Source organism: Desulfovibrio sp. GTC20076 (assembly GCF_055385905.1).
In genome coordinates, this window is record NZ_AP039366.1 from 2,253,211 (window position 1) to 2,277,532 (window position 24,322).

The following is a 24,322-nucleotide window of genomic DNA, read 5'->3' on the forward strand; positions in this document are numbered from 1 at the left end:
GCCCCAGACAGGTCCCCCCTGCTGCCCGCCACCCAGGCGAACCGGGTAAAAATGGTGAGAGCACTGCAAACGGCAACGGCCCTGCATCCATATCTGCATCTGGCATCGCTTTCATAAAGCCGCCACGCGCGCTTCTCTCCGTGACGCAGGTGGGGGCTGCCCCCTGTCAGGCACGCCGCTTTCAGGAAGCCGTTCCGCCCTCTTCTCCCCCTTCTCCCCATATTCTCCGGCTTTTAAGCACTTTTTTGCGTACACCGGCCCAGGTTTCGCGCGTCAGGGCCGATGAGTCCATCCGGTCCAGCATCTTGCCGTACAATCCCAGAGGAACGGCAAAGCTGAGTTCGTCAGCCTTCATGTACTTGCGGGCAGAGGGATCAAAGCCGCCGATGACGGCGCAAGCTTGCCCGCGGCGCTCGTACACCAGCGGCCAGGCGATGATATTGGTACAGCCCGCCCCGAACGGTGAGACAACACCGGTGTGGCTGCCCACAGTATAGCAGGCCAGGTTGTGCAACCCCGTCATGACCTCCGGCCGCGCGAAAAAAACCACCACCAGTGGCGGCTCCGCGGGGCTGAACTGTTCAAGCGGCTTGATCACACAGTATTTGCCCTCCTGCAGGGGCGGCGCGCAGTCTTCCATAAAAGCCACCATGCTCTCGGGCGAAGGCAGATAATGCTCCCCTTCGATGGGCGTTCCCGGCATTCCGGTGGAGACGTAGCGGACGTTCATGTCAAGGTAGGGGGCGTACATGCCGGAATAGTACCCGCCCCCCATACAGCCGCACTCCTTGTGACTTATCCACGCCGCCGTGCGCTTTTTACGCGCCAGCCGGATGTTGCCGATGATACATGAAAAAGCGCCGAAAGCCTTTTGCCAGTCAATCTCTCCGGCGGCCTCACGCTCACGGCTGAAGGTTTCTCCGGCTTTGGGACCAAAGCCTTCCGGCTTTACATCCGTATAATATATTCCCAGCGGGGCTTCGTTATGGCCCAGAAGATCCAGCAGTTTCTGCGTCTGATTGACAAGTTCCTGCATTGCGCGCTCCTTGCGGTCAGGGGTTCCGGCGGCCTTGCGCCTGCCATGCGGTTCCCGGCACGCGCGGACGTAAGGCACGCACCACGCGGGTATCCGGTTCAATTCCCACATAACATCTTTTAAGCCGGGAGGTAAGGGCTTAACGCCAATGAGCGTACGCCGCACAAATGCTGCAACATGCCGCAGGCGCGGGTAAAGAGGAAAAAAATGAAGGAAGAACGGCCGAAACAGGGGCAAAAGGGCAATAAAAAGGCCCGGCAAGGCGGTTCCGTAGCAGAGTCGCCTTGCCGGGCCTGAAAATGTGGGCAGCGGGCAACGGCCTGTGCCATTGCCCGCTGCCAGAAACGTAAACTGCTGTCAAACGCCGGAACAGCTTTGTGCTCTCCTTGAGAATGGCTGCATTCTCAAGGGCAAAGCGTACTAGTCCCAGTGGCGCTTGTCTTCGATGGGCCGGATTTGCGGGGGCAGGCTGCCGGGAGCCAGCACGCGCAGTTCGGGGCGCAGTTTGATCTTTTCGCGGAACTGGTGCAGCAGTTCCTCTTCGCGCTTGAAGGCGCTTGTTTCCACAAAAAGGGTCATTTCGTCGATGCCGCCGGGGTTGGTGACTTCGATCTGCCAACGCTTGATTTCTTCAAAGCGGCTCATGACCTGCTCAACCTGATGCGGGTAGACAAACATGCCCATGATACGGGCTGTGGTGTCCACGCGGCCTACAATGCTGCCCAGGCGCGGGCTGGTGCGGCCGCAGGCGCAGGGGCTGCGATCGATGTACGAAAGGTCGCCCGTAGCCAGACGGATGAGCGGATAGGTCTTGTTGAATGCCGTGACCACAATTTCGCCCACTTCGCCGTCCTTGAGCGGAATGCCCGTATCAGGGTGGCATATTTCCACAAAGCAGCGGTTGGCCACATGCAGTCCGGTCTTGTGGAAGCATTCATAGCCGATGCAGCCCACGTCAGCCGTGCCGTAGCCTTGCCGCATGACAAGGTCGTACTTCTTTTCCATCTGCGAGCGCATTTTTTCGGAAAGACGCTCGCCGGTGACAAAAGCCACCTCCAGAAAGAGATCCTTGCGCAGATTGAGGCCTTTTTCTTCGGCCTTTTGCGCCAGGTGCATCAAAAAGCTCGGCGTCCCCACATAGCCGGACACGCGCAGCTTCTGCATGATGTCCAGTTGAGTGGCGGCATCGGTCGGCCCTGCGGGAATGACCGCACAGCCCAGATTGCGCAAAGGCTCTTCAAACATGAGGCCCGCAGGCGTCAATTGGTAGTTGAAGGTATTCTGCACTGCATCGCCGGGGCGAAAGCCCACAGAATAAAAGGCTTCAGTATAGCCCCAGTAATCTTCGCCACGGTCTTCGGGGTCGAAAATGGGGCCGGGGGAAAGAAAAATGCGTTTGAGTTCGCCGATATCCTTGGTCAGCAGTCCGCCCAGACGCGGCCCCATGGACTGAAGAAAGATAAGCTCTTTCTTTTTGAGAATGGGAATATGCTTGATGTCAGCAAGGGTCTTGAATTTCTCCACATTGAACTGCGCACGGTCGAAGCGTTTCTTCACGTCTTCCGAATAGCGGTACGCATAGGAGAGCAAGTCCTTGAGCTGGATAAGGCAGTACTGGCGGCGCTCGCTTTCATCCAGAACTTCGCGGCGGCTGTATATGCCTTCTGTGCGGTCTTTACGGGTCATACCTACTCCACATGGCCTGATTTACATTGAAGGGTCAAAATAGCCACTCCCACAGCAAAGTGCAAGCACTATTTATTAAGTTTAATAATATCAAAATATTATAGCACACTTTTGTGCTATGTGCCAGGTTGCGAAAAAGCCCGCTTCGCCATTGCGCCCCCTGCCCCCCCTTGCGGGCCTTGCGGGCGGCGGGGCTTGCGCCGGGGCATCCTGATCCCGCCCTGGATGACACAGCGGCGGCGCAGGCTGTCATACACAGGCTCGTTGCCGAGCTTGTCGGCCACAAAGGCCGCAATGTACGCCGCAAGGATAACAAAGACCATGTTATGATACGAGTCTGTCATTTCAAGCATAAGAAAAGCGCCTGTAAGGGGGGCGCGCACGGATGAGCCGAACAGCCCTGCCATGCACAGGATGAGTATGGTGGCGGCCCTGTCCGGCGCTACCAGGTCAAAAAGCAGCATGGTGGATGCAAGACAGGCCCCGGCCATCCCGCCCATAAACAGGATGGGCATGAGCAGCCCCCCTGCCACGCCCGTGGCAAAACTGGCACAGGAAAAAAGCATCTTGACGCCCAGCAGCAGCAAAAGCGCGGTCAGCGGGATGAACAGGCGCGCCAGATCCAGCGCTCCTATGCCGAAGCCAGCCAGCACTGTGGGATAAAAATACAAAAACAGACCGGCGCACATAAAGGGTATGACTACCCGTAAATGCAAGGGCAGCAACCTTGTCTTATCCGCCCAGAGGGTCATGCGTATGAGCACGGTATTATACAGTACGCCAAGCCCGCCCATAACCACACCGGCAACGGGCACGAGCCACCATTCGCGCCACGGCAGCATGGAGTGCACCCCAAAGGGAAAGACCAGCCCGAAGCCGAAAATGCCCTGCATCACATAGATGGCCGCAAAGGCCGTGATGGCGCAGGTTATGACCATGGGCGCCCTGAGGGGGGTTTTCATTTCCTCAAAGGCAAAGCACATGCCTGCCAGCGGCGCGCCAAAGGCGGCGGCAAGACCGGCGGCACTGCCCCCCACGAGGTAGCGGGGGTTATTGGCAGCGGTGCTGTCCTTCCACAGGGTCCCCACTCCAACGCCCAGAGAGGCTCCCATCATGATGCACGGCCCCTCGCGTCCCACAGAAAGGCCGCCCGTAAGGGCGGCCAGCGCACCGGCGAACTTGCACAGCAGTACGCGCAGCCAGTTCATGCGCAGCTTGCCCTTGACCATCAACTCCACCTGGGGGATGCCGCTGCCGCTGATGAGCGGCTCCGCGCGCAAAAGCAGCACCGAAATGACGGCCAAAAGCAAAAGACCGCCAAAAACGGCCAGCACCATGAGGTGATCTGCAAGACCGCGCTGCCCCACAGCCCCCACAAGCCAGAGGGTGATGGCGTCATTCAGGTGCCGGAACAGGCCAACCACAGCCCCGGTGGCGCTGCCCACAAGCAGGGCCTGCACAATAATCTTGCCCAGACCGAAAACACCCATTTCTGTAACGTCGTGCTTGATCTGGAGAAAAGGATTGCCTGTTTTCACTAACATACCCTTATTCGAGGCATTTTTTGCAGAATCTGCGGCCGGACAAACGCGCCGCACATTGATGGAGCCAGCCGAAAACCACGTATCCGCCGCGGGGATGGAAAAAAGCGTTCGCCCTGCCGGGGCCGGACTCGCGACACGCCGACGGCCAAACAATGACAGGCCGACAACAGACCGGCGGCAGAATAACAGCAGGCCGAACACGCATGGTTGCCCGCTTTTGTCTACAGCACTAAAAAGCCGCCTGCCCGGTGTCCGATGCCAGCATGGGCAGTATGGCCGGAACAGGGAGGCTTTTCAAGTTATTGCATAAAATTTGTAAAAAAAGCTTGCCAAGGTCGCGGCAAATAGGTACAAGACCTTTCCAGCGATGTGGAACACAAACCACGTCTGCCGCGAGCCGAGGTAGCTCAGTTGGTAGAGCAGGGGACTGAAAATCCCCGTGTCGGCAGTTCAATTCTGTCCCTCGGCACCATAGAAATCAAGCCCTTACGAGTCATCGTGGGGGCTTTTTTCTGCACCAAACTGCACCAAGCTTGGTAACAAGCCTGCGGCGCGTTTTTGGCCTCCAGGAGTGACGTGGGCATATGTCGTTGCAGTGGTCTGAATACTAGCGTGGCCCATCTGTGCAGCTACCGCTGCGAGGTCTGCCCCTGCTGCTAGCATTTCAGATGCAGCAGCATGCCTGATATCGTATGGACGTATACAGCGACCAGCAAAACCAGCATTCTTCTTGGCGCGTTCCCAGGCTGACCTGTAGTTGTTGACTCTCCTGCCAAGGCGATGACACACCAACGGTATACCTGCGGCGCTGTCTTCTTCAAACCTACGCTGAGCTTCCATCCAATAAGCAGGAGGCGGAACCACTCTTTTGATCCGTCCGCTCTTCCCCTGCGCATACTGCACGTAGCCGTGACGCCAGTTGAAGGCTGACCATGTCAGGCTGAACAACTCGACATGACCGGGGCGCATTGCCAGTGCGTATGCTGTTGCTAAAGCCCATCGCAGCCAGTCTGGGCAGAATTGTAGGATGTGCTGAAAATCGTCCAGCGTGGCTGTGATCTCCATTCTCTTGACTGGCAGCCGCTTGTAGTCTCGCCACGGATTTAGCCTGATAAGCTGCTGGTCAACGCCCCATGCCAATATTGCGCGAATGTATGCCTGCATCTTGTTGATAGTAGAATTTCCGCTGCCGCGCTTGCGCATAACTTCGCGCATCATTTCAAGATCAGCCCTGGTCAAGTCTTCTGCATATTTGTCGCGAATGAATTGCCCTATTCCATCAACCCACACACCTCTCGCAGAGGTATATCCATTAATAAAATGCAAAATTTTCTTTCGCGTTTCATGGTGGTAGTCAGGATGAGAATGAAAAAAAGAAGCCGCCAGTTCCATCATGGATGGGCGGTTGTCCTGCGTTTCTTCGGCCTGCTCGGCGTCAAAAGCCCGTGCGGTATTTTCATCACGGAAAGACTTTTGTACCCATTTACCTTCGCGCCTGTGCTTAACCAGCCAGCGCCCGTCGGCTCGTTGGGACACACTCATGGCCTGAATCCATTATCCTTTCCCACTCCTTACCAGAGCGAGGTTTTTGTTTGCGGCTTGTGCCTTCCCCTGGGAATAGAACCAGCTCAATGCGACGATCTATAGCCGCCAACTCTTCTGCTTTGCGCTTGCGCTCATGGTGGAGCGCCGCGACCTCTGCCAAGCGCTCGGATTCTGTCATTACTACGCCACCTCCAAAAATACATCCGTCCCGGCCTCATCGCAGCCGGGTGCTATCTCCATCAGCAGGTATCCCAACGACCATCCCGTGCGTTCAAGCCAGCCCCACGGCCGGCCGACGGTGAAGTCTGTGCAGCGCCGCCGGGCGTCAAGGAGCATTGTGAAGCCCGTCCAGTATTGCGCCGACCAGTTGCGCAACAACTCCGGCCCGGTTCCTTCGGTCAGCATGTGCGCGGCCAGGGATTCACACGCGGCATCGAGGTCGCGTTGCGCACCAGAGGACAGCCGCTTGACCGTCAGGGCCGGGGAACATTCGTCAATCCAGCGGCGCACTGTGGCGCATCGTGTAGCGAGTTTGCTTCCAGGCTTGCCAATTCTGAGGAGGATACCCAGTGCCGCTTCCATAACTGTGAGCGCCAGCAGGGTGTCACGGTGCTGGATGGCATGGGGGATAGGTGATGTCGTCATGATTCCTCCAATTCGCGCGGTGTGAGGATGGGGCCAGCCCATTCCTCGCCTGGATAGGTCTTGAGGCGCTCAACTTGGGATTGAGACATGTATTGAATTGTCGCTTCGCCTTTGTGAGACACGTCCCGCCACCAGTACCATCCCGCCACCTTCGGCGGCTCGTGCGTCCAGCGAAGGGCGCTGGGCAGGGCGTTCCACTGATCAACAAGCCATTCGAGGCTACCCAACGGTGCTGGCAAGGCAAGCAGACAGTTAGGGCAGACAATATCTATCCGCGCACCTTCTTTTATTATGGGTGCTTTGCCCATGCACTTTGGGTTCGGGCAGGGCTTCAGTTCGGGCATGGCTGGTGCTCCTTTATTATTTCCATAAAAGATTCTATGAACGCCGCCGCTTGCGGGGCAACGATTGCATTGCCGTAACCGCGCAGGCGTCCTACGCGCATGTCTTCTTTTTCCGTTTCTTTGAGTGGGTTAAGCGAGAAAAGAGCGCCAAAACGGCTATATCCCAACCGATGGGCAAGCCCATCAGCCATCTCGATAGCGAGGGATTGAGTTGCCCGCCACTTTCCATCTTTGCACAAGAGCCAGTCAGCATCGCGCCAGAAGCCGTTAGTCGGGCCGGGCCTACGGCTAGCTCTGCTGCCCCCGGAAGCTTCAGAAAGATGTTCCTCGTTCCATCTGGCTTCTTTTTCCCGTAGCAGTACCCGCTCCCCAACGCATCGTTCACTATCGGCGTGGGCCAACCCGAAAGCGCTTGGGCTGTCTGAGCCAAATTGCTGCATTTGTTCGCCCTCTGTAGGCGTTTTTCTGCATATTCCTGCGGGTTCGGCATGCGTGAGCAGTTGTCGTCCTGCGTTGTCGGTGTAGGCCAGCCCACCAACCACATAACTCTCCCAAGCAGTGCGTTTAGTGGTACATTGACACACTCTGCACCGTCCTTGTGGTCTCGTGTCGTTGGTGTCGGCCAACCGCAGGCATGCGCCATCATTGGAAGCGTCATACCGCCCACACCCTTCATTTTCCCTGCTTCCAAGTGCCGGGCATTGCGTGCCAGCTTCGTTTCCCACTTCTCCTCTGACACATCTCCACAGCGAGGTGTCGCCCAGTGTGTCAGTTCCAACCCAGTATAATCTTTGCCTGATGTGCGGCGCACCGAAGCCCGCAGCGCAGGTATCAATCGCCCCGAAGGCGTAACCCGCGTTTTCCATGTCAGCTTGTACAAGGTCGAGCCAAGCGAGGCCGTCTTTTGACGCAACCTGTTCTCCAAAGCAGACTGAAGGGCGGCACTGGTCGATGAGACGGAAGAAGTCAGGCCACAGGTGGCGTTCGTCTTTGAATCCTTTTCCCTTTCCTGCGCTGCTAAACGGCTGGCAGGGACAACTTCCTGTCCAGACGGATCTATCATCGGGCCATCCGGCTTGGCGCAGGGCATACGACCAGACACCGATGCCCGCAAAAAAATGGCACTGTGTAAACCCGGCAAGGTCGCTTGGCATAACATCGGCAATGCTCCTTTCATCAACTTCGCCTGGAGCGATATGCCCGGCTTTGATTAGCTCACGCAGCCATGCGGCAGCGAATGGGTCGATTTCGTTGTAGTACGAAGACACATCACTCACCCTCACCCGCAGCCACGGCGCGTATTTCCGCCCGCTCTTCCGGCGTGATCGTGGTTGTCGTATCACTCATAAAAAACTCCCCGCGTTGTCGGTATGCGCGGCCCACCTGAGGATGTATGGCTGAGAAATAAAAAGCCGCCTCAGTGGGCGGCGGTTGCACAAATATGGCCCGCGTATCGCCCCACGGGCAGGGGTTGGGGGTTGCTACCGTGATTCACCACACAGTTTCAGGCGACACCATCCAGATGCCGCCTGTCGTATGGGGTGAGGAGGAGAGTGTTAAGCTAGAATGGAACGTCAGAATCGTTGTGAGGCGGTGCGTCGTCATACGGCAACCGTCCGTTGCCACCTCTTGGGGCATCGGTTCCAGCGGCTTCACCTCGCGTGGGCCCGTCAGTGATAAACTCGACACCGCGCATCAAATCATTGTATTCTTTGTCGGTGCAGGCAACGATACGGGAAAGGCTGTTGTTCCAGTAGGTTTTGCCGTCCTTGCCAACATAGCCCTTTTTGTTGATTCCAAGGCGGGCCGGGAAGACCATGCCGTCAAAGTCTGTCCATTTGTTTACCTGACGCTGTGAATCAGCCCGCGCGCTGGTGTCGGCAGGGTCAATGCGGCGCACAGACTCAATTATAGCCTTGAGAATGGAGCCACCGCGCTTTGCTGCCGTTTCCTGCCCTTCTGTAAGCCTGATTTTCTGCATGCCGACTTGCAGCGTGATATTTTCAAACCACGAGCAGCCTGCATATGTCCCGTCTACAACTTCGATCTTGCATGGCAGTTGCAGAAGGCCGCTTTGAGCTTCGGCAATGTCGGGGTCTTCTCGGCTGGGATATTTGGTACGTTCAAGGTGCAGCTTTACCAACACCCGGCTACCAGCAGGCACAGGGCCATAATTACGTTCTTTCTGTGCTTCCTCGCGACTGAAATCAATTGCCATTGCTGTAAGCTCCTTCGCTTGCTGTGCTAAGTTCCTCGTGGAAAGCGCCCCATGTTGGGTCGTTGCCTATGTATATCTCGTCTGACAGGGGCCAGCGCGTTTTGGCTTGATATGCAGGTCGTTCTTGCGTGTATATAACGCGCTCACCACTGCCCTTTGCCTTTGATTTTCCATTGTCTTTGGCTTCAACTACGCGGCTCTTGTAATTCATGAACAGCAGCATTTCAGCCCATTCAGTCCACAGGGCTGCGGCCCGCTTATGCAGCTTGAGAGTGTAGCGCTGGTATGAGTCTGAGTCCGGCGGGTCAAACATGACCGGGACAGCGTGCGCAATGCACACAACATGCATACCTGCGGCTTCGCGCAGATCGTCAAGCATGCGTTGCAATCCGCGCCACTTGTCGTCAACTTTTACGTACCCCTTGCCAAAGCCGAAATCTTCAATGTTTTTCTTTTGCTCTTGTTCGCAAACCCTTCGCCACACAAGCGGCTCTGCCCAATCAAGGCTATCAACAATAAGTGTTTTGAAGCCGTGTCCGGGCTTTTTCAGCGCTGTAATGGCCTGCTGAATCTCTTCTGTGGTTTTGGCTACCTGTGGGAACGTTGGTATATCCAAAGCCCCTGCGCCGTCTTCCGTACGCAGTATTATGGGCTTCGGCCATGTTGCGGCGAAGGTTGTCTTTCCAACGCCAGGTACGCCGTAAACAACCACTTTCTGCGGCGAGAAATTTTTGCTGCTCACAACGCTATCCAGAGAAAAAGGGTTAGGGTTAAAGCCCCAAGTGTCCTCAAATTCTTTGTTGTTCGCATACTTCGGCGCGGGTGGGCTGGCCTGCTCCGAAAGCTGCCCCGCTGTCTGTGTCATGATAAAAGTCCTCATTGTGTTGAAACAAAAATGGCCCTTCCACTGGGCCGACAAACGCCCCTGAATCGGGGCATACCGTTACGTTGCAGCACCGTGGTGCTGCTGTTGGGCAAAGCGCGAGGTGGCGGCACATGGCTATCCTCCGCGCTTTCTTGGGATGGCTTCGTAATACCGCTCCCAAAACTCCATGCTGCCAGCGCTTTCTTCACCAATATATTCTGCGGCTGCCGCAAGAGCTTCTTGCATCTTCGTCGCCCGTATCGCCGCCGGGTGTTTTGGGCATACTTCGTCATGGGCCATTGCTTCTTCGGCATTATGGAATGACGCACCACAGTTGACGCAAGTGCAGGCCATTGAAATCTTAGCAAGGCCATCATCACCCATCACGCTTGATGCGATATTGTCCATTGCCCTTACGATCAGCTCGGCTTGAGACAACATATTAACATTCAATGCTGCTTCAAGTTGCTGCTTCAGACTGGCGTTCTCTGCTCTAAGTTCTGCTTCGTTCATCCTACCCCCTCGGCGCTTGCCGTGCGCCACTGCGGCGCTGGTTGTTGTACAGTTGGCACGACCAGCACAGGGCCATGCCGTGTTGCGTGGGCCGCTTACAGCGGACACATAGGCCGTGTTCGCGTAGTGTGGCGTAGCGCTGGCGGTGATACGCAGCCCTTTGTGTGCGGAGTGCTTCACGACGGTTCATGCCGCCCCCCCCCCGCCGCCCTGAATGCGTCAATCATTTCTTCCGTTGTGTAGCAATATGCAACCACGCACGGGCGGTGATGAAATTTGAAGATGCACTTGATCGGACGCTTGCGGCGCTTCTGCCGATTGAACTGAATCACGGCCATGTCGCTACCTCCAGAGATTGAAAAACCGCCCACACCAGTGCGATGTAGACGGCTCGGATTGTCCAGATGATGTTGTGACTACGCAGCATTGCGCACGTCCTGCGGGTCATGTGACGGGCGCGGGGGCGGCGTGTAGGTTCCGCCTTCCACGTCTGCGTCAACGCCATCAAGACGCGACAGCATGCGCATAAGGACTGACCCGGTTCCTTCATCCTGCAAGGTACGCTGGAACAAATACGCCTCGTGCTGCCCGTCAAACCTGTTGTATTCGCCATCATCACTGAAAACGTAAAAGCCTGCCCCTTCCAGCGCCGCGTTTGTCAGGGCAGTGCGGGCCGCTTCAAGGTCAAATTCAAGGCTGCCTATCCGGCGGCGCAATGCCGCAATTTCGGCCTTCAAGCTGGTGATTTCGTCAGACATATGCGCCTCCTTTGTTATTTATGGGCGGGTGTTCCATGCCGTGCGCATTGCTTTGGCAGACGTCCATCCCAAGCTGTTCACCATATGTGACTTAATGCCCATCCACTCAAGTATATACGGCGGTGCGCCGATGAATTTGCCCATATACACGACCACGGGCATTACTCCGGTAAACGGGCAAGGCAGAAGATCAAGCCCACCCCAATAGGTGTCCTTTTCCTTTTCAGTCTCTTGTGGTGTGGCAAGACGCCACTCAAGAGACTGGTCTACAGATCGCCGATACCCGTTCCAGTCAGAAAAAATGGGCCAGTATTCCGAGTCAGCATAGCCCATGCCACACAGGTCCAGCTTCTGGCTCCATTCAGGGCGCAGCATCATTCCTAAAATTTTACGTTCTGAAACGCGCCAGCGGTACAATGCCTTATTGTCCGTGGGGCGTTCTTCGCTCCAAAGTTTCCATTCGGTCATATGCGCCTCCTTTGGGCTTTGTGATGAATGGCGGATAGGTGCCGAACCTCTATTTCATCCATCATGTGGCCAGCATGTAGGATGCCCGCTCCTCGCGCCGCCATTCATCACAACTCCCAAAAAGTTAAGGGCGACCGAAGCCGCCCTGTGTATATGAAAACCCGACGAGCGCCGGGAGTGGTGGGTTAATGAATTGGCTGTGCCGGGGCCAGGCGCTACGCTGGCTTCCGCGTTTACGGCCCAGATGAATTTCCGCGTCATGCGGCTCTTTACGTCAATCTGCCGGGTGCTTCTGCTCTCAGCACCGCCCGGCACAACCAAATTTAAAGGCCGCAGCCCAACGCCACGGCCCCCGCACCTTAGCCACTGCCAGCCGTGGTGCTTGATTTGAACCTCTTCAATTCCGCCGACAACCATTTTCCCATCGTTGGGAATATGGTAGCCAGCGGTCAAAAGAAATTCGTTTAGCCGTTGCCGTCGCCGAAGCCGTCGCCGGAGCCGTCGCCGAAGCCGGAGCCGTCGCCGAAGCCGTTATTCAGCCTGGACAATGTCAGCCTCCATAATCGAGGTTTCTGATTCGCCATCGATCGGCATGATTTCAATGGCCTCAAGCCAGACACTGTCAACAGGAGCGGCTATCTTACTCTTGCTGCGGTCAATGCCGTACCGCACCACACCTGACAGGCTAATGCTCTCTTTGCACCACCAGCGCCACATGCGGCGGGCGTTGGTCAGAATTACCTCGTTGCCGGATTTATGATCCAGCGTACCGCACCACACGCCAGCAGAATAGGTGCGGACAATGACGGTGCTTCCGATGCAGAAATTGTTGATGCCTTCCAAGGCCTTCTGGCTTCCGAACATGGCGGCAAGCTCTTTGGCCTGTCCGATGGTCAAGTTATTGATATCCATTGCTATTCCTTGGTTTGTTGTGGTTGTAAATTCTGCTCCAATCCCTGCCCCCGTCACCGAAGGCAGGTCAGAAACAAAATTTGCTGTAACCATTTAAAATGTTCCTCTCGCCCTTCACAGGCTCCGGCGCGTCACGCCGTGGTTTTTCGAGCACCCCTTCTTATGGCCGGGCTTGCCGTGTCTGTTGTCCTGCTCCAACCGCCTTGTGCTGTTCGGTCTAGGTGTCCGTACTTGTTCGGCATCGCTTACGGTCTGCCTCGCTTCCCGGCCCTCGCTACTCAGCAGCGGCTTGCTCCCGGTTCCTGGCTCCGTGGCTACTTCCACCCGTGGGTTTTGTTCGCCGCCATTCCCCGTTCGCAAAGTCAGTATGCACAAATGTGCGTGACGAGTCAATAGGCGTCTTGCACAAATGTCCGCATTTTGATATAAAAAAATCACGCCGGGGAAAACGGCGCGATAACGGGGCGGACACCAGCCCGTGAAAGCACGGTGGGAAATATCGTCTAGGGCGGAAACCGGACAGACGTTAAATGGAGCCGGGGACATGAAAGGGGCCGTGGGAACTCAGAGAGGAGTTACACACCCTGAAAAGCCGATTATCTCCTACTTATGGGTGGGGGATAAAGGGGGCTTTTCAGAAACCGGAGAATCTAGAGAGGAATTAAGAGATAAAGGCAAAAAATATTGAGATAGGATTACAAGCTGCAAGCGATTGAGCTTATCGAGGCATGAAGATAGAATAAAAAAAATGGAGAACAGCCATGATACAAAGAGATAAAAATGCCATTCTTGAGCAAAATGAGATAGATGCCATAAAAATAAATCAAGACATCATCAAGCGAATGGCAGACAATTCACAAAAAATCAAAAACTTCTTTCTTGCTATGTGCGCTATTGTCGCAGCGCTTATGGGAAAACAGCAGGCTCAGATAACTTGCTATTTCTTGCTGGCATTCATGGCTATTGCCATCGTTTTTTGGACAATGGACGCTAAATATCTTCAGCTTGAGCGTCAATTCAGGAAGCATCACATGGCGATTGTTTCAGGATCAATTGGCTTTTTGGAACAATGGAATTTCAATCCTAAGCAGTATAGCAAAGACTGCATACTGAAAGTTATGTTCTCGTTTTCTCTTATGATATACCCATCCGCAATTCTTATTGCTATTGTGGCTTATTTATTATTGCTATTTCCCTGCTCGTAAACAGGCATCATTAATCCATGAGCCGATGTTTTGTATCCCATTGTCGGAAATCCACCGATACTGTTTTATGACATATCCAGACGCCGTAGCACCATACATGCCGTGGTGAGCATATGGGTCTACACTCCCGCTGCAAAATGACCCAACTGGCGAAAACATTCCGTCAAGACGTACGATCAACCTTGCCATGCCATCACGATTTGCTTTCTCAAGCTCATATTTAACCCATTTACTCTGATGGGTTTTTTCACCACAGAATAAAACCAAACACGAACATCCATGCATATGGCGGTCTATCCACGCCTTTATAGCAGCATCACTCTTTTTAACTTCTTCGTTTGGGACATTCTTTACAAACCCAACACTTTCTCTTCCAAGGATGACAGGGAGATTTATAATTTGGTTGACGTACCACACATCATCCCAGTCATATGACGGAAAAACCTTCCTGTACGAAGGCGTCTTTTGATCCCAAAGATTAAAAAGTCCAACCATACCTCCCCCTTGTTCTCCAAATCCCATGCTCCCCTCACTTCCCCCGCACGTCCGTCCACGCCCAGATGACGCGGCCCACAACAGCCTTGGTTATATCGCCGTCAAAATCCTCATTCAGCCTGTAAATCATCGGCGGATTTTTGGCGGCGTTGTCGCTGTAAAACTGGATAACCCAATCATCGCCATCCTTATTCATGGCAACGCGCTTAATCATCCCAGACCCGTCAGGATCACGCACGAGCATAATGTGACCTGGCCGCTCTACGCTGTGGTCGTCTCTGTCTACCAGCACGATATCACCAGGGTTCAGCAGCGGTGACATTGATGTGGAGTGCCGCCCGATCTCGACGGCAATCAGGTCTCTGCGGTGCATGATTGCTGGAACGTGCTTGTACACCAGAAACCAGCTCTCTACATCGTCCTGTGCCACGTAGCCCGGCCCTGCTCCCACCTCGCCAACCAGAGGGGCAGCTATATAATCCTCGGCCTGGGGTGGGCGAATATGCTCACCGGCTGGCACGACCTTCGCGTTAACGAAACAGACATCGCGGTCTGCCTCACTAGACTTTTGATTTAGCGTTACGCCAATCTTTTCAAGGATTGGCGAAAGGCTTGACATGCTAGGGACTCGCGTGCCGTTAAGCCACTTCCCAAGCATTCCTGTTTTTGGATTCATCCCGAACGCCTCAGACATGGCAGTCTTGTTCCCGCCATATTCCTTTTCTAAGTGCTTCGCGAGGATGTCCAGCGCCTGTTCAATAAGGTTCTTTCCCATAATCTACCTTTTGCACAATTGTGCGCTCAAGACAATACTCTCTTTTGTGCGTTTTAGTTTGATTTTTATCACGCACTTTTGTACAATGCCCTCATGAACAAATTCAAACTTGCCCTTAAAGAGCGTGGGTTGTCCCCGGCAGATGTTGCCCAAAAGGGAGCATTGTTGACCACTGTTCAAAAGCACTTCTATGGCAGCAGAAACGTAGGGCCAGCATCTGCCATCCTTTACGAGCAGATTTTGGGCATCCCCCGCTCTGAGCTTCGTCCTGACCTCTGGCCGCCTACAGCAGCCCCTGCCACGTCACCCTCAAGCGAAGAGGGGGGCGGCGATGCTGCGTAAGCTGTGGCGCAACATTTTGCGGCGCAAGGCGCGGGCTGCGTTCCTGCTGACGATGGTTGGCGTCTACACATACTACAGCATCGTTAACACCACATGGGGTGATGGATTCTGTCTCGCAATGTGGCTGTTGATTTTTGCTCAAGACTTCATGAGAGGCGAGGGCTAGCACATGGATTTCTGGATTTGCGTCGCAGTCTTTTTGATCGCCCTTCTCTGCACTGCTGAGGCTTAACGCCCGCCCAACGGCACGCGCCACCGCATCCGCCTCGCTGGTTCCAGCAGGGTACGAGCGGAACACAGGGCGAGGCAGAGACGGCGATAGGACGGTAACGCGGTAAGCGCCGGACGGAAGGCGCTTCAGGTAGACGCGGACGGTTTGGATTGGAACAGAATCACAATCGGGCATGGGTACATAATACCAATGCGATGAACAGCAACAATGGACTATTATCAAGAGGTTTTGCCCAATGCAGTCTAAAAATAAGACAATGCTGCCCATAAATCTACGGCACATAACATTCAAGCAGGCGCTAGTTGCTGCAAAAATGCACTCCGGCAAAACAAATGCAGAGATATGCGAGGCGTCGGGACTCTCACCAGCGAACGTAGCAAAATATTTCAAGGAATACGAAGCATATTATCCAAGCCCGTGCAACATCCCTGCGCTATGCAGCGCTCTGGAAAACAGCATCCTCGTTGATTGGCAAGTGGCACAGCTTGAGGAAATGTTTCCTGAAATAGTCATTTTGAATGCAAAAGACCTTACGGATGCTGCGATGTCGATCACAGGCTGTGTCGGCACGTTTTGCGAAACAGTTCGAGAGCAGGTTGAGGATAACAGAATTGACAAGGATGAAGCTCGCGTCAGCCAAGCCATGATTGACGGCATGATGTGCCACCTAAAAAAACTGCGCGATGCATTGGAGCCGCTGGCTAGCGGGCAAATCACGGGCAGGGGAGACAGACATGAACAAGCGTAGACCATGGAGAGCACAGGACGTTGCCACGCTGCGCCACAACTACGCTGCAATGGGCGCTGCGTGGTGCGCGACAAAGCTGCGCCGCACCATCGACAGCGTTGAAAACAAGGCAAATCGCATCGGCATTTCAAAGCCTCGCAACTGTGCTGAACCACTCGGACCGGCCACAATCCACAACGCACGGCTCTGCCACGACTGTAGCCAGCCAACGACAGATTACCGCTGCCCTGAGTGTTGGGCGAAACGTCGCGCTACGTATCGGGATAGCTGCGACGGCCCCACGGCTGATGAAATGTACGGGGTGATGGCATGAATCGCCCCCGCTGCATCCACTGCATCTGCTGGCAACGCGCCAAGGACCATTCATGGTGGCGCGGGGTGTGTTCGGTCACCGGCGAACTGGTGGGGTTCAGGGCGAGGTGCCAGTTACCGGAATGGCAGCCGAAACAGAAAACCACAGTGGTGCTGTAACACCACCGTGGCAAAATAAAGGAGGGTCAATGTCCGCTTGCATGGAGTTCAACACAACCTTTATCGAGCGCCAATGTAAAAGGTGCAAATGGGCAGGTCAACCTGTCGCACAAGGTGAACCCAATGAAACTCATGGGCACAAGCTTGTTTGTCCAGAGTGCGGCATGTTTCTAGCCTGGGGTGGGAAGGTAAAACCCCTGAAAACAAAAGATGGCGAAAGAGCTATCAGCACACAATGGACGGCGAAACGTCTTGGCATTGACGAGTGCCAGCTTTGCCGCCGCTCACGAGATTTTATTGAGGGGTGCGGTGAGAGCTTAGAAGCCCACCACCTCAAACCTATCCGCGATGGTGGCGAAGATAAACCCTACAACCTCCTGGTTGTATGCACCCCATGCCACAAGCAAATTCATCACAACCAAACCTACCTCAACGGGCATATGTCGTCACTTTTCAGGGCGTGGGCCAGTTGGCGCAAGTTCCACCATGAGGAAGATATTGAGGCGGCAATCAATGAAAAATAGCAACGCACAAAATTTTGTCGTTTACGCTGAGTGGTGGGAAGCGATTTCTATGCTCTCGAATGAGCAAAAAGGTGTGCTGTTTCAGGCGATGTTTTCCGCGTCAACTGGACAATGCGCAATGCCTGAAATGGACACAAGTACCAAGATGGCCTTCCTTCTTATCCGCCCTCGTATCGTCGCAGCACAAGAAAAATATGCAGCTAAAGTGGCGGCAAATCGGGAGAATGGCAAAAAAGGTGGACGGCCAGCAAAGCCTGTAGAAGACGACAAAATAAACCCAGAAAAACCGAGCGAAAAACCCAAAAACCCAACGGTTTTTTTTGAAAACCCAACCGATAACCCAAAAACCCATAATATTAGTATTCGTAATAATATTATTAATACCCCCCTTACCCCCCTTGAGGGGGGCGAGTCCTCACTCCTTTCCGTAGCGAGTGCCGAACACGATTGTGTTCAGGGAACTTCGCAGTCAGACGCAACTGGAAAAGGGGCGCAGCGTTCTAAGCGCAGGGTCAAGGGTGCAGACCTTCCGCCTTACACCGCATGGTTTGAGGAGTGCTGGAAGGCATACCCCAGACGCAGCGGAAAGGCTAACGCATGGCGCGCATTCTACGAGTTGGAAGCGCTGGGCGAAATACCCCAGGACATGGTGCAACGCATTAAAAACCGCTGCTTTGAGCCTGATTGGCAGCGCGGGATAAAGAATCCAGACGACGAGCGCTATATCCCGCATATGTCCACATGGCTGCATCGCCGTGGATGGGAGGATGGCGGATGCGAGAGTTCAGATGAGCCGAGAAACACGCCAGAAGATGAAAGGCGTAATGAGATCATGGCAAAATACAACTTCGGCATGCCTCAACCTGGTGACACGCATGAAGATGCTTTGGCCAGGGACAAGGCTATGAACGCTGAACTTGATGCGGCGGGGTTGTAATATGCAAACATGCCAAGATATGGCCCTGTGGCTCATAAATCAGGGGTGCAGCGTGATACCGCTAGCACCAAGGGATAAGCGCCCACTGGCGAAAGTATTGCCAAAAGGTGCGTGGGGTGAATTTTCAAAACGGATCGCTACGGAGGAAGAGGTTCGTAGGTGGTTTGAGGTTGAACCTAGCGCAAACATTGGTCTGGTTTGTGGCGCAATTTCAGGAATTGTGGCCGTGGATGTGGACGGGAAAAACGGTCAGGCGTGGTTCAAAGAAAACATGCCGAAGCCCAACTGGTTTCAGTACACCAGCTCAAATCACAAGTTCCATGCGTTTTATAAGCACCCTAGGGGCAGTGTGGTTATTCCGCCTGCGGTAAGAATAACGGATGAAATTGATGTGCGTGGGGACGGCTCTTATGTCGTTTTTGCCCCATCAATCCACCCATCTGGCGCACAATACGCTTTGAAAAGTTTGGACGGATTTACCGGGGTGGCTTCCTTGATCCCTGTTCCGGACGTCAAGCTCAGAAGAACGCCAGACGGAAAGACTGAATACGACGACACTGCGACGACAGGACATAGCAACAGGCTTGAGGCCCACGCTGGCGAAAGGAATCAAGCTTTAACGAGCCATTGCGGGCGCATGTTCGCTCGTGGCTGTAGCTCAGATGAAGTTTTGGCCTTTGCCATTGGATGGAATTCTGCTTTCTGCAAGCCCCCGTTGGCTCAAAAGGAAATTGAGACAACTGTTCACAGTATGTCAAAGACGCACGCCCACAGGAACCCACAAGCCATAAACAGCGGTGGCGTTGAAAGGTGGGTGCAGTTGTCATGCGGAGAGTTCACAATTGCTGATATCTACCGCGATTTGGGCATTCAGAAGCCAGAAGACAAAAACGCATGCCAGCAGACCGTACAAGACCTGCTTTCTCGGAGGGTTATTGAGCGTTGCGGGAAGCGCACCGGGTGGTTCCGCAAGGTTGAAAAGACAATTGAACGCATAGACTTGAACGCTCCTGAATCCCCCCAAATAGACATGTGGCTGCCGTTCAATCTGCACCGTGACGTTATTATTCAGCCCAAAAATATCATTGTTGTGGCTGGCGAAACGAACAGTGGCAAGACAGGGCTTCTTTTTAACCTTGTGTTTATGAACCTAAAAACACATAAATTCCGCTATTTGTCGTCTGAAATGACGCCAAACGAAATCAAGAGTCGCATTGATGCATTCGGCGCGCCCCGCGAGGAATGGGAGAAAGGAGTCGAATTCATAGAGCGCAGCTCAAACTACGCTGACGCCATAGATCCAGACGGAATAAATGTAATCGACTTCCTTGAAGTTCATGACAATTTTTATGCGGTTGGTGGTGAAATTAAAAAGATTTTCGACGCCCTAAAAACAGGGGTTGCGTTCATCGCAATCCAGAAGCGCACCGGGGAGATTTTTGGCCGTGGTGGAGAGTTCACCCTGGAAAAAGCACGTCTTGGATTGTCCCTGTTTACGCATGGAAGAAAGCCTAACGGCATTGTAGGCAGCGTAAAGGTCACAAAGGCAAAGAACTTTATTGAGGGTAGGAACCCAGACGGCAAAGAGCAATTCTATACGCTTACAAACGGCTACTACTACGACAATAGCCCAATCGATGGGATCGGCTTCACACGTGGCTTTTCATTTTACCCTAAAAAGGATCGGGACAGAATTGTCAATGAGATCGAGTGCTATTGCAAACATCTCACAGACAAGGCCCGCACTGGTAAAGTTGAAAATTTCTACTGAGGACAACGGCCTGTAATGTGTAACCGCACCGACTGCGCGGGGTCATGGGCCGGCGAACTCGCGTGTGCAGTGTGCAGGGAGAGGGATATGAGCGAAATGAAACTGACCGACGCCGATCTGGCGAGGCTGGACAAGGCAGGGATATTTGCGGCTGGAGTAAACCATGCTCTGCAAGTTTTAGAATATCCACCTGAATTCATTGACTGCGTTGGCGAAGTATTAAGCGCCATCCCAGCGCTCGTAGCCGAGGTGCGCAGGTTGAGGGACAGGGGCGAGGCGTTGGAGTGGTTCGTGGAGTGTCGCGATTTCGCTATGTGGATGTCTGGCTCCAACAGGAATGTGGCGTTCCTTGAAGCGGTGCTCTCGGCTGAAGCCGCCCGCGAGGCCATCCGATGACCAGCCTGCCCTGCGTTATCTGCGGCGAGCCTGCTGACCATTTCACCCTGCACTACACCGACGATGGGTGGGACCCGCCGTTCCATTTCTGGCTGTGCCGTGGGCACCAGAGGGCGCTGATCGGCGGTGTGCAGGAGGCGATCAAGACGATGAAGGAGGAACGGAAATGTCAGCAGTAATCGGCATAGACCCCGGCACAAAGTGCGGCTGGTGCGTCAGGCACCCGGGTGGCGGTATTGACTCCGGCACTTGGAACTTGAAAGGCGGCAGGTTTGAGGGTGGCGGCATGCGGTTCCTTCGGATGCGTCAGCACATATCTGAACTGCTCGACACAGCCAAACCCGCACTGGTCGCGTTTGAAGAGGTTCGCCGCCACCAGGGCGTAGACGCGGCCCACATTTACGGCGGAATTATCGCGGTGGTCACAGAAGAGTGTGAGCGCCGAAATGTGCCGTACACTGGCATACCTGTGGGCACCATCAAAAAGCGAGCAACTGGCAAGGGTAATGCCGGGAAGCCCGACATGATGGACGCGGCACGGCGTGAGTGGCCCGGGTGGGACGGTGACGACAACGAGGCAGATGCGCGCTGGATTGCGGTGTGTGCCGACGAACAGGTGGCGGCATGAACGATCTCGACAAAGCAACATACCGCCGCATGCGTCGGGCTTTCGGCAACGGCAACGAAGCCAAGGGCCGCGCGATAATGCAGGCCATTGCGCTGCGGCTGGAACAGGCACGAGACAAGCACCCGCTGTACGCCGAAGGGCCATACCATGCCCTGGGAGTTATCGGCTCAGAGTTTCATGAACTTGAGAAGGCCGTGGAGCATGAGACGGAATCGCGCCAAATGGATGAAGCGCTGGACGTGATTGCAACTTTGGTGCGGTTCTTGGGCGAGGAATACAAGTAGCCCGTAGCGTACGGCTGCGGAAAGGACGGACGGAATGAGTACGGAACGCGGACAGGTTTTGCTTGATGCACACAAGATCATCAACGGCGACAGGCAGCAGAGCTACGGCAACCCCGAAGATACGCACGGGGTGATTGCTGAGCTGTGGAATGGGTACATGCGGGCGAAGGGCGTTACGCTTGGGTGTATAGAAGGGCAGCCGATGTATTTGTCGCAACTTGACCCCAAAGACGTTGCCCTCATGATGGTGCTGTTCAAGATCGGGCGGGAAATCAACGGCGCTGGGTGCAAGGACAACATGGTTGACGCGGCGGGCTATATCGCTCTGGCAGCAGACATGAATGAAGAGCAGGCCGAATGAAGCGCCTTGTAATCGTTTCCGACCTGCATTGCGGACACAGGGCCGGGCTGTGTTGCCCTGGCTATCAGTACGCCTTGCAGGACGCCAGCGAGTCGCGCAGGGCATGGGCGCAGTTACAGCGGGAATTGTGGCAGTGGTACGCCGCAACGCTTCGCGCCCTACAGCCCATTGATTGGCTGGTGTGCAACGGCGACGCCATTGACGGCAGGGGCAGCCGAAACAACGGCGTGGAGCTGATCACGCCAGACCTGAGCCAGCAGGCGGACATGGCAACTGCCGCTCTGGAAGAGGCCCGGGCCGGTAAATATCTGCTCATTGGTGGTACGCCATACCATTCAGACCCCGATGGCGAGGCGTGGGAGGCCATCATTGCAGAGCGTCTTGGCGCCCACTTCGGCGGGCATGAATGGCTCGACATCAACGGTTGCGTTTTCGATTTCAAGCACAAGGTGGGAAGCTCCAGCGTACCGCACGGGCGCCACACCGCCATCAGCCGGGAACGCATGTGGAATGTGCTGTGGCATGAGCGCGATTGGGCACCACTGTCTCGCGTTATCATTCGCAGTCATGTCCACTATCACGAATTCAGCGGCAATCCGACGCACCTCGCCATGACGACGCCAGCGCTACAGGGACCGGGAAGTTCGTATGGCATACGACAATGCTCTGGCGTGGTAGATTTCGGATTAATTCACTTTGACATAGACGAGGACGGGAGTTTTTCATGGAAAGCACATCTGCTCAACATAAATTCGATGCGCCCGGTTCCCGTGCAGGGGTAACCGTGGATTTTGTCGCCCTCCTTTCGCGCCTGGGTACGGCGTCGGCCGGAGAAGGCGCAACGACAACTGAAATAGCCGAGGCCATGGGGTGCGGCGTGGATAAGGTGCGCAAGCTCGTCAAACAGGCCGTGAGAGAGGGAAAATGCAGGGCGACACGGAAAACTGTGGATACCATCTCCGGCACAAAAACCACAGCGCCTAGCTACGTGCTGGTGCAGGAGGTGGAGTGATGAGCCAGCGCGAAGGACTGAAGATCGGCGAGGGGAGGATAGTCTAGTGGCTGTAAACCATCAGTTGACGACCACTCGCACAGTCGGGAAGGGCGTGGGGTTTGAACGGACAAGGCGCATCTGCGGGTATTTGGTTGGGACCATAGACCGCTGGAACAACGCAAAGCTCAAGGAGCTGAAAGACAGGGTTAAACACGACGCGGGAGGTGGGTATGGGCAGCGTTAAACGACTGAGGGGGTGGGGGCAGATCGAGAACTACCTTGGACTGTCACGCAACACCATTCTTGCACATGGATACCCCATCCACAAACAGGGCATTGGCGGCTCTGTGTTCGCCTACTCGTGCGAACTGGACAATCACGAATTAGGTGTATCTGTGCCGCACAAAAGATGTGCTGACAGAGATTCACAGAAACTGACAGAGATTCATATAGGATAATGCTTGTTATCTGCGCTATACTACATCCCAAAAGGGGCATGGTATGGCGCGCATTAATTATAAGACACCTCCCAAGAAGGCAGTTGCAGGCATTGCCCTCGCGCTGCTTCTTGGTTTTGGCGCGCACCAACTCACAATGGACACCGTAGCCGAATTTGAGGGCTACGTTCCGGAGGCTTACCAAGACCCGGTTGGGATTTGGACAAAGTGTTGGGGCGACACCACTGACGTTGTGCCCGGACAGTCTTACTCCTTTGATGAGTGCGTCAAGTCGCTCAACGACCATCTCTATGAGACGTCAGCCCCTATCATGCGCTGTGTACCGTCTCTGCGCAATCAAAGCGACAAGGTGATAGCTGCCGCAGCTTCGATGGCCTACAACATAGGCCCCGGAGCTTTTTGCCGTTCCTCCGTAGCCCGATATTTTAATTCCGGGGACTACAAGCGGGGCTGTGAGCGCATTGCCGAAATCTACAAGACGGCCAAGGGCAAAGAACTGCCCGGACTTGTGCGCCGTCGCAATTACGAATCTCAAATGTGCCTCGAAGGGCTGCGGGAGGGCAAGTGATGGGCTGGCTCGGAGCTATCTTGCCAAAAGTTATCGGTTTTGTACCTGTGCTTGGGCCGCTGATCGCCCAGCTGCTTTCCTCCTGGTCTACGCGCAATGTCGAGGCTGAAAAGGCTGAGGCTGAAACGAAAAAGATTGAGGCCGAAGCGTTTAAGGCTGGCCGCGTCAGCCCGCGCTACCTGCTCGGTTATGCCAAGGTTTTTCTTTACGTGATGTTCGCAATCCTGATCGTGGTCGCCCTTTTTACGGGTGATCCGTCCGTGACTGATGATGTGGTCGAGCAGATGCACAAGGCCGGGAAAATTGTCGAGGGCATGAATCCGTGACGGTCAACATTTGGGACATTCTTCAAATCGCTTCCCCCGTCCTGATCGCGGTTGTCGGTTTTTTCGCACGGCTCATTTTGGGCGAGGTCCGTGCGCAACGCGCGGAAATGAAAGAGTACGTGCGACAGGAAACATGCCGCGCGCACCGTGAGCACATTCAGCGTCAGCTCGACACGCTAGGCGGAAAGTAAAAGATGAATGGACACGTACAGCATACAACGTCGCATTTTGGCCGCAGACCTGACGCCCACCGAAAAGCTGGTGGGCATGGCC

32 protein-coding genes and 1 tRNA gene are annotated in these 24,322 nt (G+C 54.7%); 18 read left to right on the plus strand and 15 right to left on the minus strand.

The genetic code is table 11. The annotated features are described in order from the left end of the window. Positions 1-181 precede the first annotated feature (181 nt). The 3 genes from ACZ495_RS10040 to ACZ495_RS10050 all read right to left on the minus strand — a co-directional run bounded on the left by ACZ495_RS10040 (position 182) and on the right by ACZ495_RS10050 (position 4,266). The gene (locus ACZ495_RS10040; RefSeq protein WP_072311534.1) at positions 182-1,036 is read right to left on the minus strand and encodes a DUF169 domain-containing protein; all 855 of its coding nucleotides are present in this window, start codon (positions 1,034-1,036) and stop codon (positions 182-184) included. Positions 1,037-1,456: 420 nt separating this feature from the next. Then, positions 1,457-2,722 (minus strand): phenylacetate--CoA ligase family protein, encoded by a 1,266-nt coding sequence (locus tag ACZ495_RS10045; protein ID WP_012623964.1) that lies wholly within the window; start codon positions 2,720-2,722, stop codon positions 1,457-1,459. A gap of 116 nt (positions 2,723-2,838) precedes the next feature. After that, the gene (locus tag ACZ495_RS10050) at positions 2,839-4,266 is read right to left on the minus strand and encodes a chloride channel protein (protein ID WP_464262178.1); all 1,428 of its coding nucleotides are present in this window, start codon (positions 4,264-4,266) and stop codon (positions 2,839-2,841) included. Positions 4,267-4,662: 396 nt separating this feature from the next. Here ACZ495_RS10050 and ACZ495_RS10055 point away from each other — a divergent pair. After that, a tRNA-Phe gene (locus ACZ495_RS10055) sits at positions 4,663-4,738 on the plus strand. Positions 4,739-4,752: 14 nt separating this feature from the next. On the opposite strand, the gene ACZ495_RS10060 is transcribed toward ACZ495_RS10055, so the two are convergent. The 10 genes from ACZ495_RS10060 to ACZ495_RS10105 form a co-directional block, all read right to left on the minus strand. Continuing rightward, positions 4,753-5,808, minus strand: coding sequence for a tyrosine-type recombinase/integrase (locus ACZ495_RS10060; protein WP_464262179.1), 1,056 nt, complete (start codon positions 5,806-5,808; stop codon positions 4,753-4,755). A gap of 183 nt (positions 5,809-5,991) precedes the next feature. Continuing rightward, positions 5,992-6,456 (minus strand): hypothetical protein, encoded by a 465-nt coding sequence (locus ACZ495_RS10065; protein WP_464262180.1) that lies wholly within the window; start codon positions 6,454-6,456, stop codon positions 5,992-5,994. Continuing rightward, entirely contained in the window at positions 6,453-6,800 is a 348-nt protein-coding gene (locus tag ACZ495_RS10070) for a hypothetical protein (RefSeq protein WP_464262181.1), read from the minus strand. Before ACZ495_RS10070 ends, ACZ495_RS10065 begins: the two co-directional genes overlap by 4 nt. Continuing rightward, a complete protein-coding gene (locus tag ACZ495_RS10075; protein ID WP_464262182.1) occupies positions 6,788-8,068 on the minus strand; it encodes a DNA cytosine methyltransferase in 1,281 nt (426 codons plus the stop codon). The genes ACZ495_RS10070 and ACZ495_RS10075 overlap by 13 nt, the downstream gene beginning before the upstream one ends. 293 nt (positions 8,069-8,361) lie before the next feature. Continuing rightward, positions 8,362-9,018: a hypothetical protein gene (locus ACZ495_RS10080; protein ID WP_464262096.1), complete on the minus strand. Its 657-nt coding sequence runs from the start codon at positions 9,016-9,018 to the stop codon at positions 8,362-8,364. Further along, positions 9,008-9,883 carry an ATP-binding protein gene (locus ACZ495_RS10085; protein ID WP_464262095.1) on the minus strand — a complete coding sequence of 292 codons (876 nt, stop codon included), beginning with the start codon at positions 9,881-9,883 and terminating at the stop codon, positions 9,008-9,010. The genes ACZ495_RS10080 and ACZ495_RS10085 overlap by 11 nt, the downstream gene beginning before the upstream one ends. Positions 9,884-10,018: 135 nt before the next feature. After that, positions 10,019-10,396 carry a hypothetical protein gene (locus ACZ495_RS10090; RefSeq protein WP_464262094.1) on the minus strand — a complete coding sequence of 126 codons (378 nt, stop codon included), beginning with the start codon at positions 10,394-10,396 and terminating at the stop codon, positions 10,019-10,021. A gap of 416 nt (positions 10,397-10,812) precedes the next feature. Then, positions 10,813-11,154 carry a hypothetical protein gene (locus ACZ495_RS10095; protein WP_464262093.1) on the minus strand — a complete coding sequence of 114 codons (342 nt, stop codon included), beginning with the start codon at positions 11,152-11,154 and terminating at the stop codon, positions 10,813-10,815. 18 nt (positions 11,155-11,172) lie between these two features. Further along, on the minus strand, positions 11,173-11,622 hold the full coding sequence (locus tag ACZ495_RS10100; protein ID WP_464262092.1) for a hypothetical protein: 450 nt from the start codon (positions 11,620-11,622) through the stop codon (positions 11,173-11,175). 531 nt (positions 11,623-12,153) lie between these two features. Further along, entirely contained in the window at positions 12,154-12,534 is a 381-nt protein-coding gene (locus tag ACZ495_RS10105; protein WP_464262183.1) for a DUF6948 domain-containing protein, read from the minus strand. Between the two features lie 761 nt (positions 12,535-13,295). Here ACZ495_RS10105 and ACZ495_RS10110 point away from each other — a divergent pair. Continuing rightward, positions 13,296-13,739 (plus strand): hypothetical protein, encoded by a 444-nt coding sequence (locus ACZ495_RS10110; RefSeq protein WP_464262184.1) that lies wholly within the window; start codon positions 13,296-13,298, stop codon positions 13,737-13,739. On the opposite strand, the gene ACZ495_RS10115 is transcribed toward ACZ495_RS10110, so the two are convergent. Both ACZ495_RS10115 and ACZ495_RS10120 read right to left on the minus strand, forming a co-directional pair. Next, the gene (locus tag ACZ495_RS10115; protein ID WP_464262185.1) at positions 13,722-14,261 is read right to left on the minus strand and encodes a TIR domain-containing protein; all 540 of its coding nucleotides are present in this window, start codon (positions 14,259-14,261) and stop codon (positions 13,722-13,724) included. The two genes, ACZ495_RS10110 and ACZ495_RS10115, sit on opposite strands and share 18 nt — an antisense overlap. A 7-nt stretch (positions 14,262-14,268) precedes the next feature. Continuing rightward, complete coding sequence (locus ACZ495_RS10120; RefSeq protein WP_464262186.1) at positions 14,269-15,009, minus strand: S24 family peptidase; 741 nt, start codon at positions 15,007-15,009, stop codon at positions 14,269-14,271. Between the two features lie 331 nt (positions 15,010-15,340). Here ACZ495_RS10120 and ACZ495_RS10125 point away from each other — a divergent pair, with 331 nt between their 5' ends. The 16 genes from ACZ495_RS10125 to ACZ495_RS10200 all read left to right on the plus strand — a co-directional run bounded on the left by ACZ495_RS10125 (position 15,341) and on the right by ACZ495_RS10200 (position 24,049). Then, the gene (locus ACZ495_RS10125) at positions 15,341-15,517 is read left to right on the plus strand and encodes a hypothetical protein (RefSeq protein ID WP_464262187.1); all 177 of its coding nucleotides are present in this window, start codon (positions 15,341-15,343) and stop codon (positions 15,515-15,517) included. 301 nt (positions 15,518-15,818) lie between these two features. Beyond that, positions 15,819-16,331, plus strand: coding sequence for a hypothetical protein (locus ACZ495_RS10130; protein ID WP_464262188.1), 513 nt, complete (start codon positions 15,819-15,821; stop codon positions 16,329-16,331). A gap of 309 nt (positions 16,332-16,640) precedes the next feature. Beyond that, the gene (locus ACZ495_RS10135) at positions 16,641-16,802 is read left to right on the plus strand and encodes a hypothetical protein (protein WP_464262189.1); all 162 of its coding nucleotides are present in this window, start codon (positions 16,641-16,643) and stop codon (positions 16,800-16,802) included. 29 nt (positions 16,803-16,831) lie between these two features. After that, positions 16,832-17,326, plus strand: a complete 495-nt coding sequence (locus ACZ495_RS10140; protein ID WP_464262190.1) for an HNH endonuclease — start codon at positions 16,832-16,834, stop codon at positions 17,324-17,326. Then, positions 17,316-18,263 (plus strand): DUF6291 domain-containing protein, encoded by a 948-nt coding sequence (locus ACZ495_RS10145; protein WP_464262191.1) that lies wholly within the window; start codon positions 17,316-17,318, stop codon positions 18,261-18,263. Before ACZ495_RS10140 ends, ACZ495_RS10145 begins: the two co-directional genes overlap by 11 nt. 1 nt (position 18,264) lies before the next feature. Beyond that, positions 18,265-20,034 carry a bifunctional DNA primase/polymerase gene (locus ACZ495_RS10150; protein WP_464262192.1) on the plus strand — a complete coding sequence of 590 codons (1,770 nt, stop codon included), beginning with the start codon at positions 18,265-18,267 and terminating at the stop codon, positions 20,032-20,034. A gap of 87 nt (positions 20,035-20,121) precedes the next feature. Beyond that, complete coding sequence (locus ACZ495_RS10155; RefSeq protein ID WP_464262193.1) at positions 20,122-20,430, plus strand: hypothetical protein; 309 nt, start codon at positions 20,122-20,124, stop codon at positions 20,428-20,430. Next, the gene (locus ACZ495_RS10160) at positions 20,427-20,609 is read left to right on the plus strand and encodes a hypothetical protein (protein ID WP_464262194.1); all 183 of its coding nucleotides are present in this window, start codon (positions 20,427-20,429) and stop codon (positions 20,607-20,609) included. Before ACZ495_RS10155 ends, ACZ495_RS10160 begins: the two co-directional genes overlap by 4 nt. Beyond that, positions 20,597-21,058: a crossover junction endodeoxyribonuclease RuvC gene (locus ACZ495_RS10165; RefSeq protein ID WP_464262195.1), complete on the plus strand. Its 462-nt coding sequence runs from the start codon at positions 20,597-20,599 to the stop codon at positions 21,056-21,058. Before ACZ495_RS10160 ends, ACZ495_RS10165 begins: the two co-directional genes overlap by 13 nt. Then, the gene (locus ACZ495_RS10170; protein WP_464262196.1) at positions 21,055-21,342 is read left to right on the plus strand and encodes a hypothetical protein; all 288 of its coding nucleotides are present in this window, start codon (positions 21,055-21,057) and stop codon (positions 21,340-21,342) included. Before ACZ495_RS10165 ends, ACZ495_RS10170 begins: the two co-directional genes overlap by 4 nt. A 34-nt stretch (positions 21,343-21,376) precedes the next feature. Further along, positions 21,377-21,703 carry a DUF6378 domain-containing protein gene (locus ACZ495_RS10175; protein ID WP_464262197.1) on the plus strand — a complete coding sequence of 109 codons (327 nt, stop codon included), beginning with the start codon at positions 21,377-21,379 and terminating at the stop codon, positions 21,701-21,703. Next, positions 21,700-22,485, plus strand: a complete 786-nt coding sequence (locus tag ACZ495_RS10180) for a hypothetical protein (protein ID WP_464262198.1) — start codon at positions 21,700-21,702, stop codon at positions 22,483-22,485. Before ACZ495_RS10175 ends, ACZ495_RS10180 begins: the two co-directional genes overlap by 4 nt. Positions 22,486-22,487: 2 nt before the next feature. Continuing rightward, positions 22,488-22,715 (plus strand): hypothetical protein, encoded by a 228-nt coding sequence (locus tag ACZ495_RS10185; RefSeq protein WP_464262199.1) that lies wholly within the window; start codon positions 22,488-22,490, stop codon positions 22,713-22,715. A 94-nt stretch (positions 22,716-22,809) separates the two neighbouring features. Continuing rightward, positions 22,810-22,941, plus strand: a complete 132-nt coding sequence (gene nrdD, locus ACZ495_RS10190) for an anaerobic ribonucleoside-triphosphate reductase (RefSeq protein WP_464262900.1) — start codon at positions 22,810-22,812, stop codon at positions 22,939-22,941. Between the two features lie 257 nt (positions 22,942-23,198). Beyond that, positions 23,199-23,723, plus strand: coding sequence for a lysozyme (locus ACZ495_RS10195; protein WP_464262200.1), 525 nt, complete (start codon positions 23,199-23,201; stop codon positions 23,721-23,723). A gap of 20 nt (positions 23,724-23,743) precedes the next feature. Continuing rightward, on the plus strand, positions 23,744-24,049 hold the full coding sequence (locus ACZ495_RS10200) for a hypothetical protein (RefSeq protein WP_464262201.1): 306 nt from the start codon (positions 23,744-23,746) through the stop codon (positions 24,047-24,049). Positions 24,050-24,322 lie beyond the last annotated feature (273 nt).

Bases quoted from the DNA above. Each gene is read 5' to 3' on its own strand.
- ACZ495_RS10175 (WP_464262197.1), top strand. From the start codon at position 21,377: ATGAGTACGGAACGCGGACAGGTTTTGCTTGATGCACACAAGATCATC.
- ACZ495_RS10085 (WP_464262095.1), bottom strand. From the start codon at position 9,883: ATGACACAGACAGCGGGGCAGCTTTCGGAGCAGGCCAGCCCACCCGCG.
- ACZ495_RS10110 (WP_464262184.1), top strand. From the start codon at position 13,296: ATGATACAAAGAGATAAAAATGCCATTCTTGAGCAAAATGAGATAGAT.
- ACZ495_RS10155 (WP_464262193.1), top strand. From the start codon at position 20,122: ATGAGCGAAATGAAACTGACCGACGCCGATCTGGCGAGGCTGGACAAG.
- ACZ495_RS10100 (WP_464262092.1), bottom strand. From the start codon at position 11,622: ATGACCGAATGGAAACTTTGGAGCGAAGAACGCCCCACGGACAATAAG.
- ACZ495_RS10065 (WP_464262180.1), bottom strand. From the start codon at position 6,456: ATGACGACATCACCTATCCCCCATGCCATCCAGCACCGTGACACCCTG.
- ACZ495_RS10160 (WP_464262194.1), top strand. From the start codon at position 20,427: ATGACCAGCCTGCCCTGCGTTATCTGCGGCGAGCCTGCTGACCATTTC.
- ACZ495_RS10040 (WP_072311534.1), bottom strand. From the start codon at position 1,036: ATGCAGGAACTTGTCAATCAGACGCAGAAACTGCTGGATCTTCTGGGC.
- ACZ495_RS10120 (WP_464262186.1), bottom strand. From the start codon at position 15,009: ATGGGAAAGAACCTTATTGAACAGGCGCTGGACATCCTCGCGAAGCAC.
- ACZ495_RS10115 (WP_464262185.1), bottom strand. From the start codon at position 14,261: ATGGGATTTGGAGAACAAGGGGGAGGTATGGTTGGACTTTTTAATCTT.
- ACZ495_RS10095 (WP_464262093.1), bottom strand. From the start codon at position 11,154: ATGTCTGACGAAATCACCAGCTTGAAGGCCGAAATTGCGGCATTGCGC.
- ACZ495_RS10145 (WP_464262191.1), top strand. From the start codon at position 17,316: ATGAAAAATAGCAACGCACAAAATTTTGTCGTTTACGCTGAGTGGTGG.
- ACZ495_RS10060 (WP_464262179.1), bottom strand. From the start codon at position 5,808: ATGAGTGTGTCCCAACGAGCCGACGGGCGCTGGCTGGTTAAGCACAGG.
- ACZ495_RS10195 (WP_464262200.1), top strand. From the start codon at position 23,199: ATGGCGCGCATTAATTATAAGACACCTCCCAAGAAGGCAGTTGCAGGC.
- ACZ495_RS10050 (WP_464262178.1), bottom strand. From the start codon at position 4,266: ATGTTAGTGAAAACAGGCAATCCTTTTCTCCAGATCAAGCACGACGTT.
- ACZ495_RS10125 (WP_464262187.1), top strand. From the start codon at position 15,341: ATGCTGCGTAAGCTGTGGCGCAACATTTTGCGGCGCAAGGCGCGGGCT.
- ACZ495_RS10170 (WP_464262196.1), top strand. From the start codon at position 21,055: ATGAACGATCTCGACAAAGCAACATACCGCCGCATGCGTCGGGCTTTC.
- ACZ495_RS10130 (WP_464262188.1), top strand. From the start codon at position 15,819: ATGCAGTCTAAAAATAAGACAATGCTGCCCATAAATCTACGGCACATA.
- ACZ495_RS10080 (WP_464262096.1), bottom strand. From the start codon at position 9,018: ATGGCAATTGATTTCAGTCGCGAGGAAGCACAGAAAGAACGTAATTAT.
- ACZ495_RS10105 (WP_464262183.1), bottom strand. From the start codon at position 12,534: ATGGATATCAATAACTTGACCATCGGACAGGCCAAAGAGCTTGCCGCC.
- ACZ495_RS10045 (WP_012623964.1), bottom strand. From the start codon at position 2,722: ATGACCCGTAAAGACCGCACAGAAGGCATATACAGCCGCCGCGAAGTT.
- ACZ495_RS10070 (WP_464262181.1), bottom strand. From the start codon at position 6,800: ATGCCCGAACTGAAGCCCTGCCCGAACCCAAAGTGCATGGGCAAAGCA.
- ACZ495_RS10165 (WP_464262195.1), top strand. From the start codon at position 20,597: ATGTCAGCAGTAATCGGCATAGACCCCGGCACAAAGTGCGGCTGGTGC.
- ACZ495_RS10135 (WP_464262189.1), top strand. From the start codon at position 16,641: ATGAATCGCCCCCGCTGCATCCACTGCATCTGCTGGCAACGCGCCAAG.
- ACZ495_RS10150 (WP_464262192.1), top strand. From the start codon at position 18,265: ATGCAAACATGCCAAGATATGGCCCTGTGGCTCATAAATCAGGGGTGC.
- ACZ495_RS10090 (WP_464262094.1), bottom strand. From the start codon at position 10,396: ATGAACGAAGCAGAACTTAGAGCAGAGAACGCCAGTCTGAAGCAGCAA.
- ACZ495_RS10140 (WP_464262190.1), top strand. From the start codon at position 16,832: ATGTCCGCTTGCATGGAGTTCAACACAACCTTTATCGAGCGCCAATGT.
- ACZ495_RS10180 (WP_464262198.1), top strand. From the start codon at position 21,700: ATGAAGCGCCTTGTAATCGTTTCCGACCTGCATTGCGGACACAGGGCC.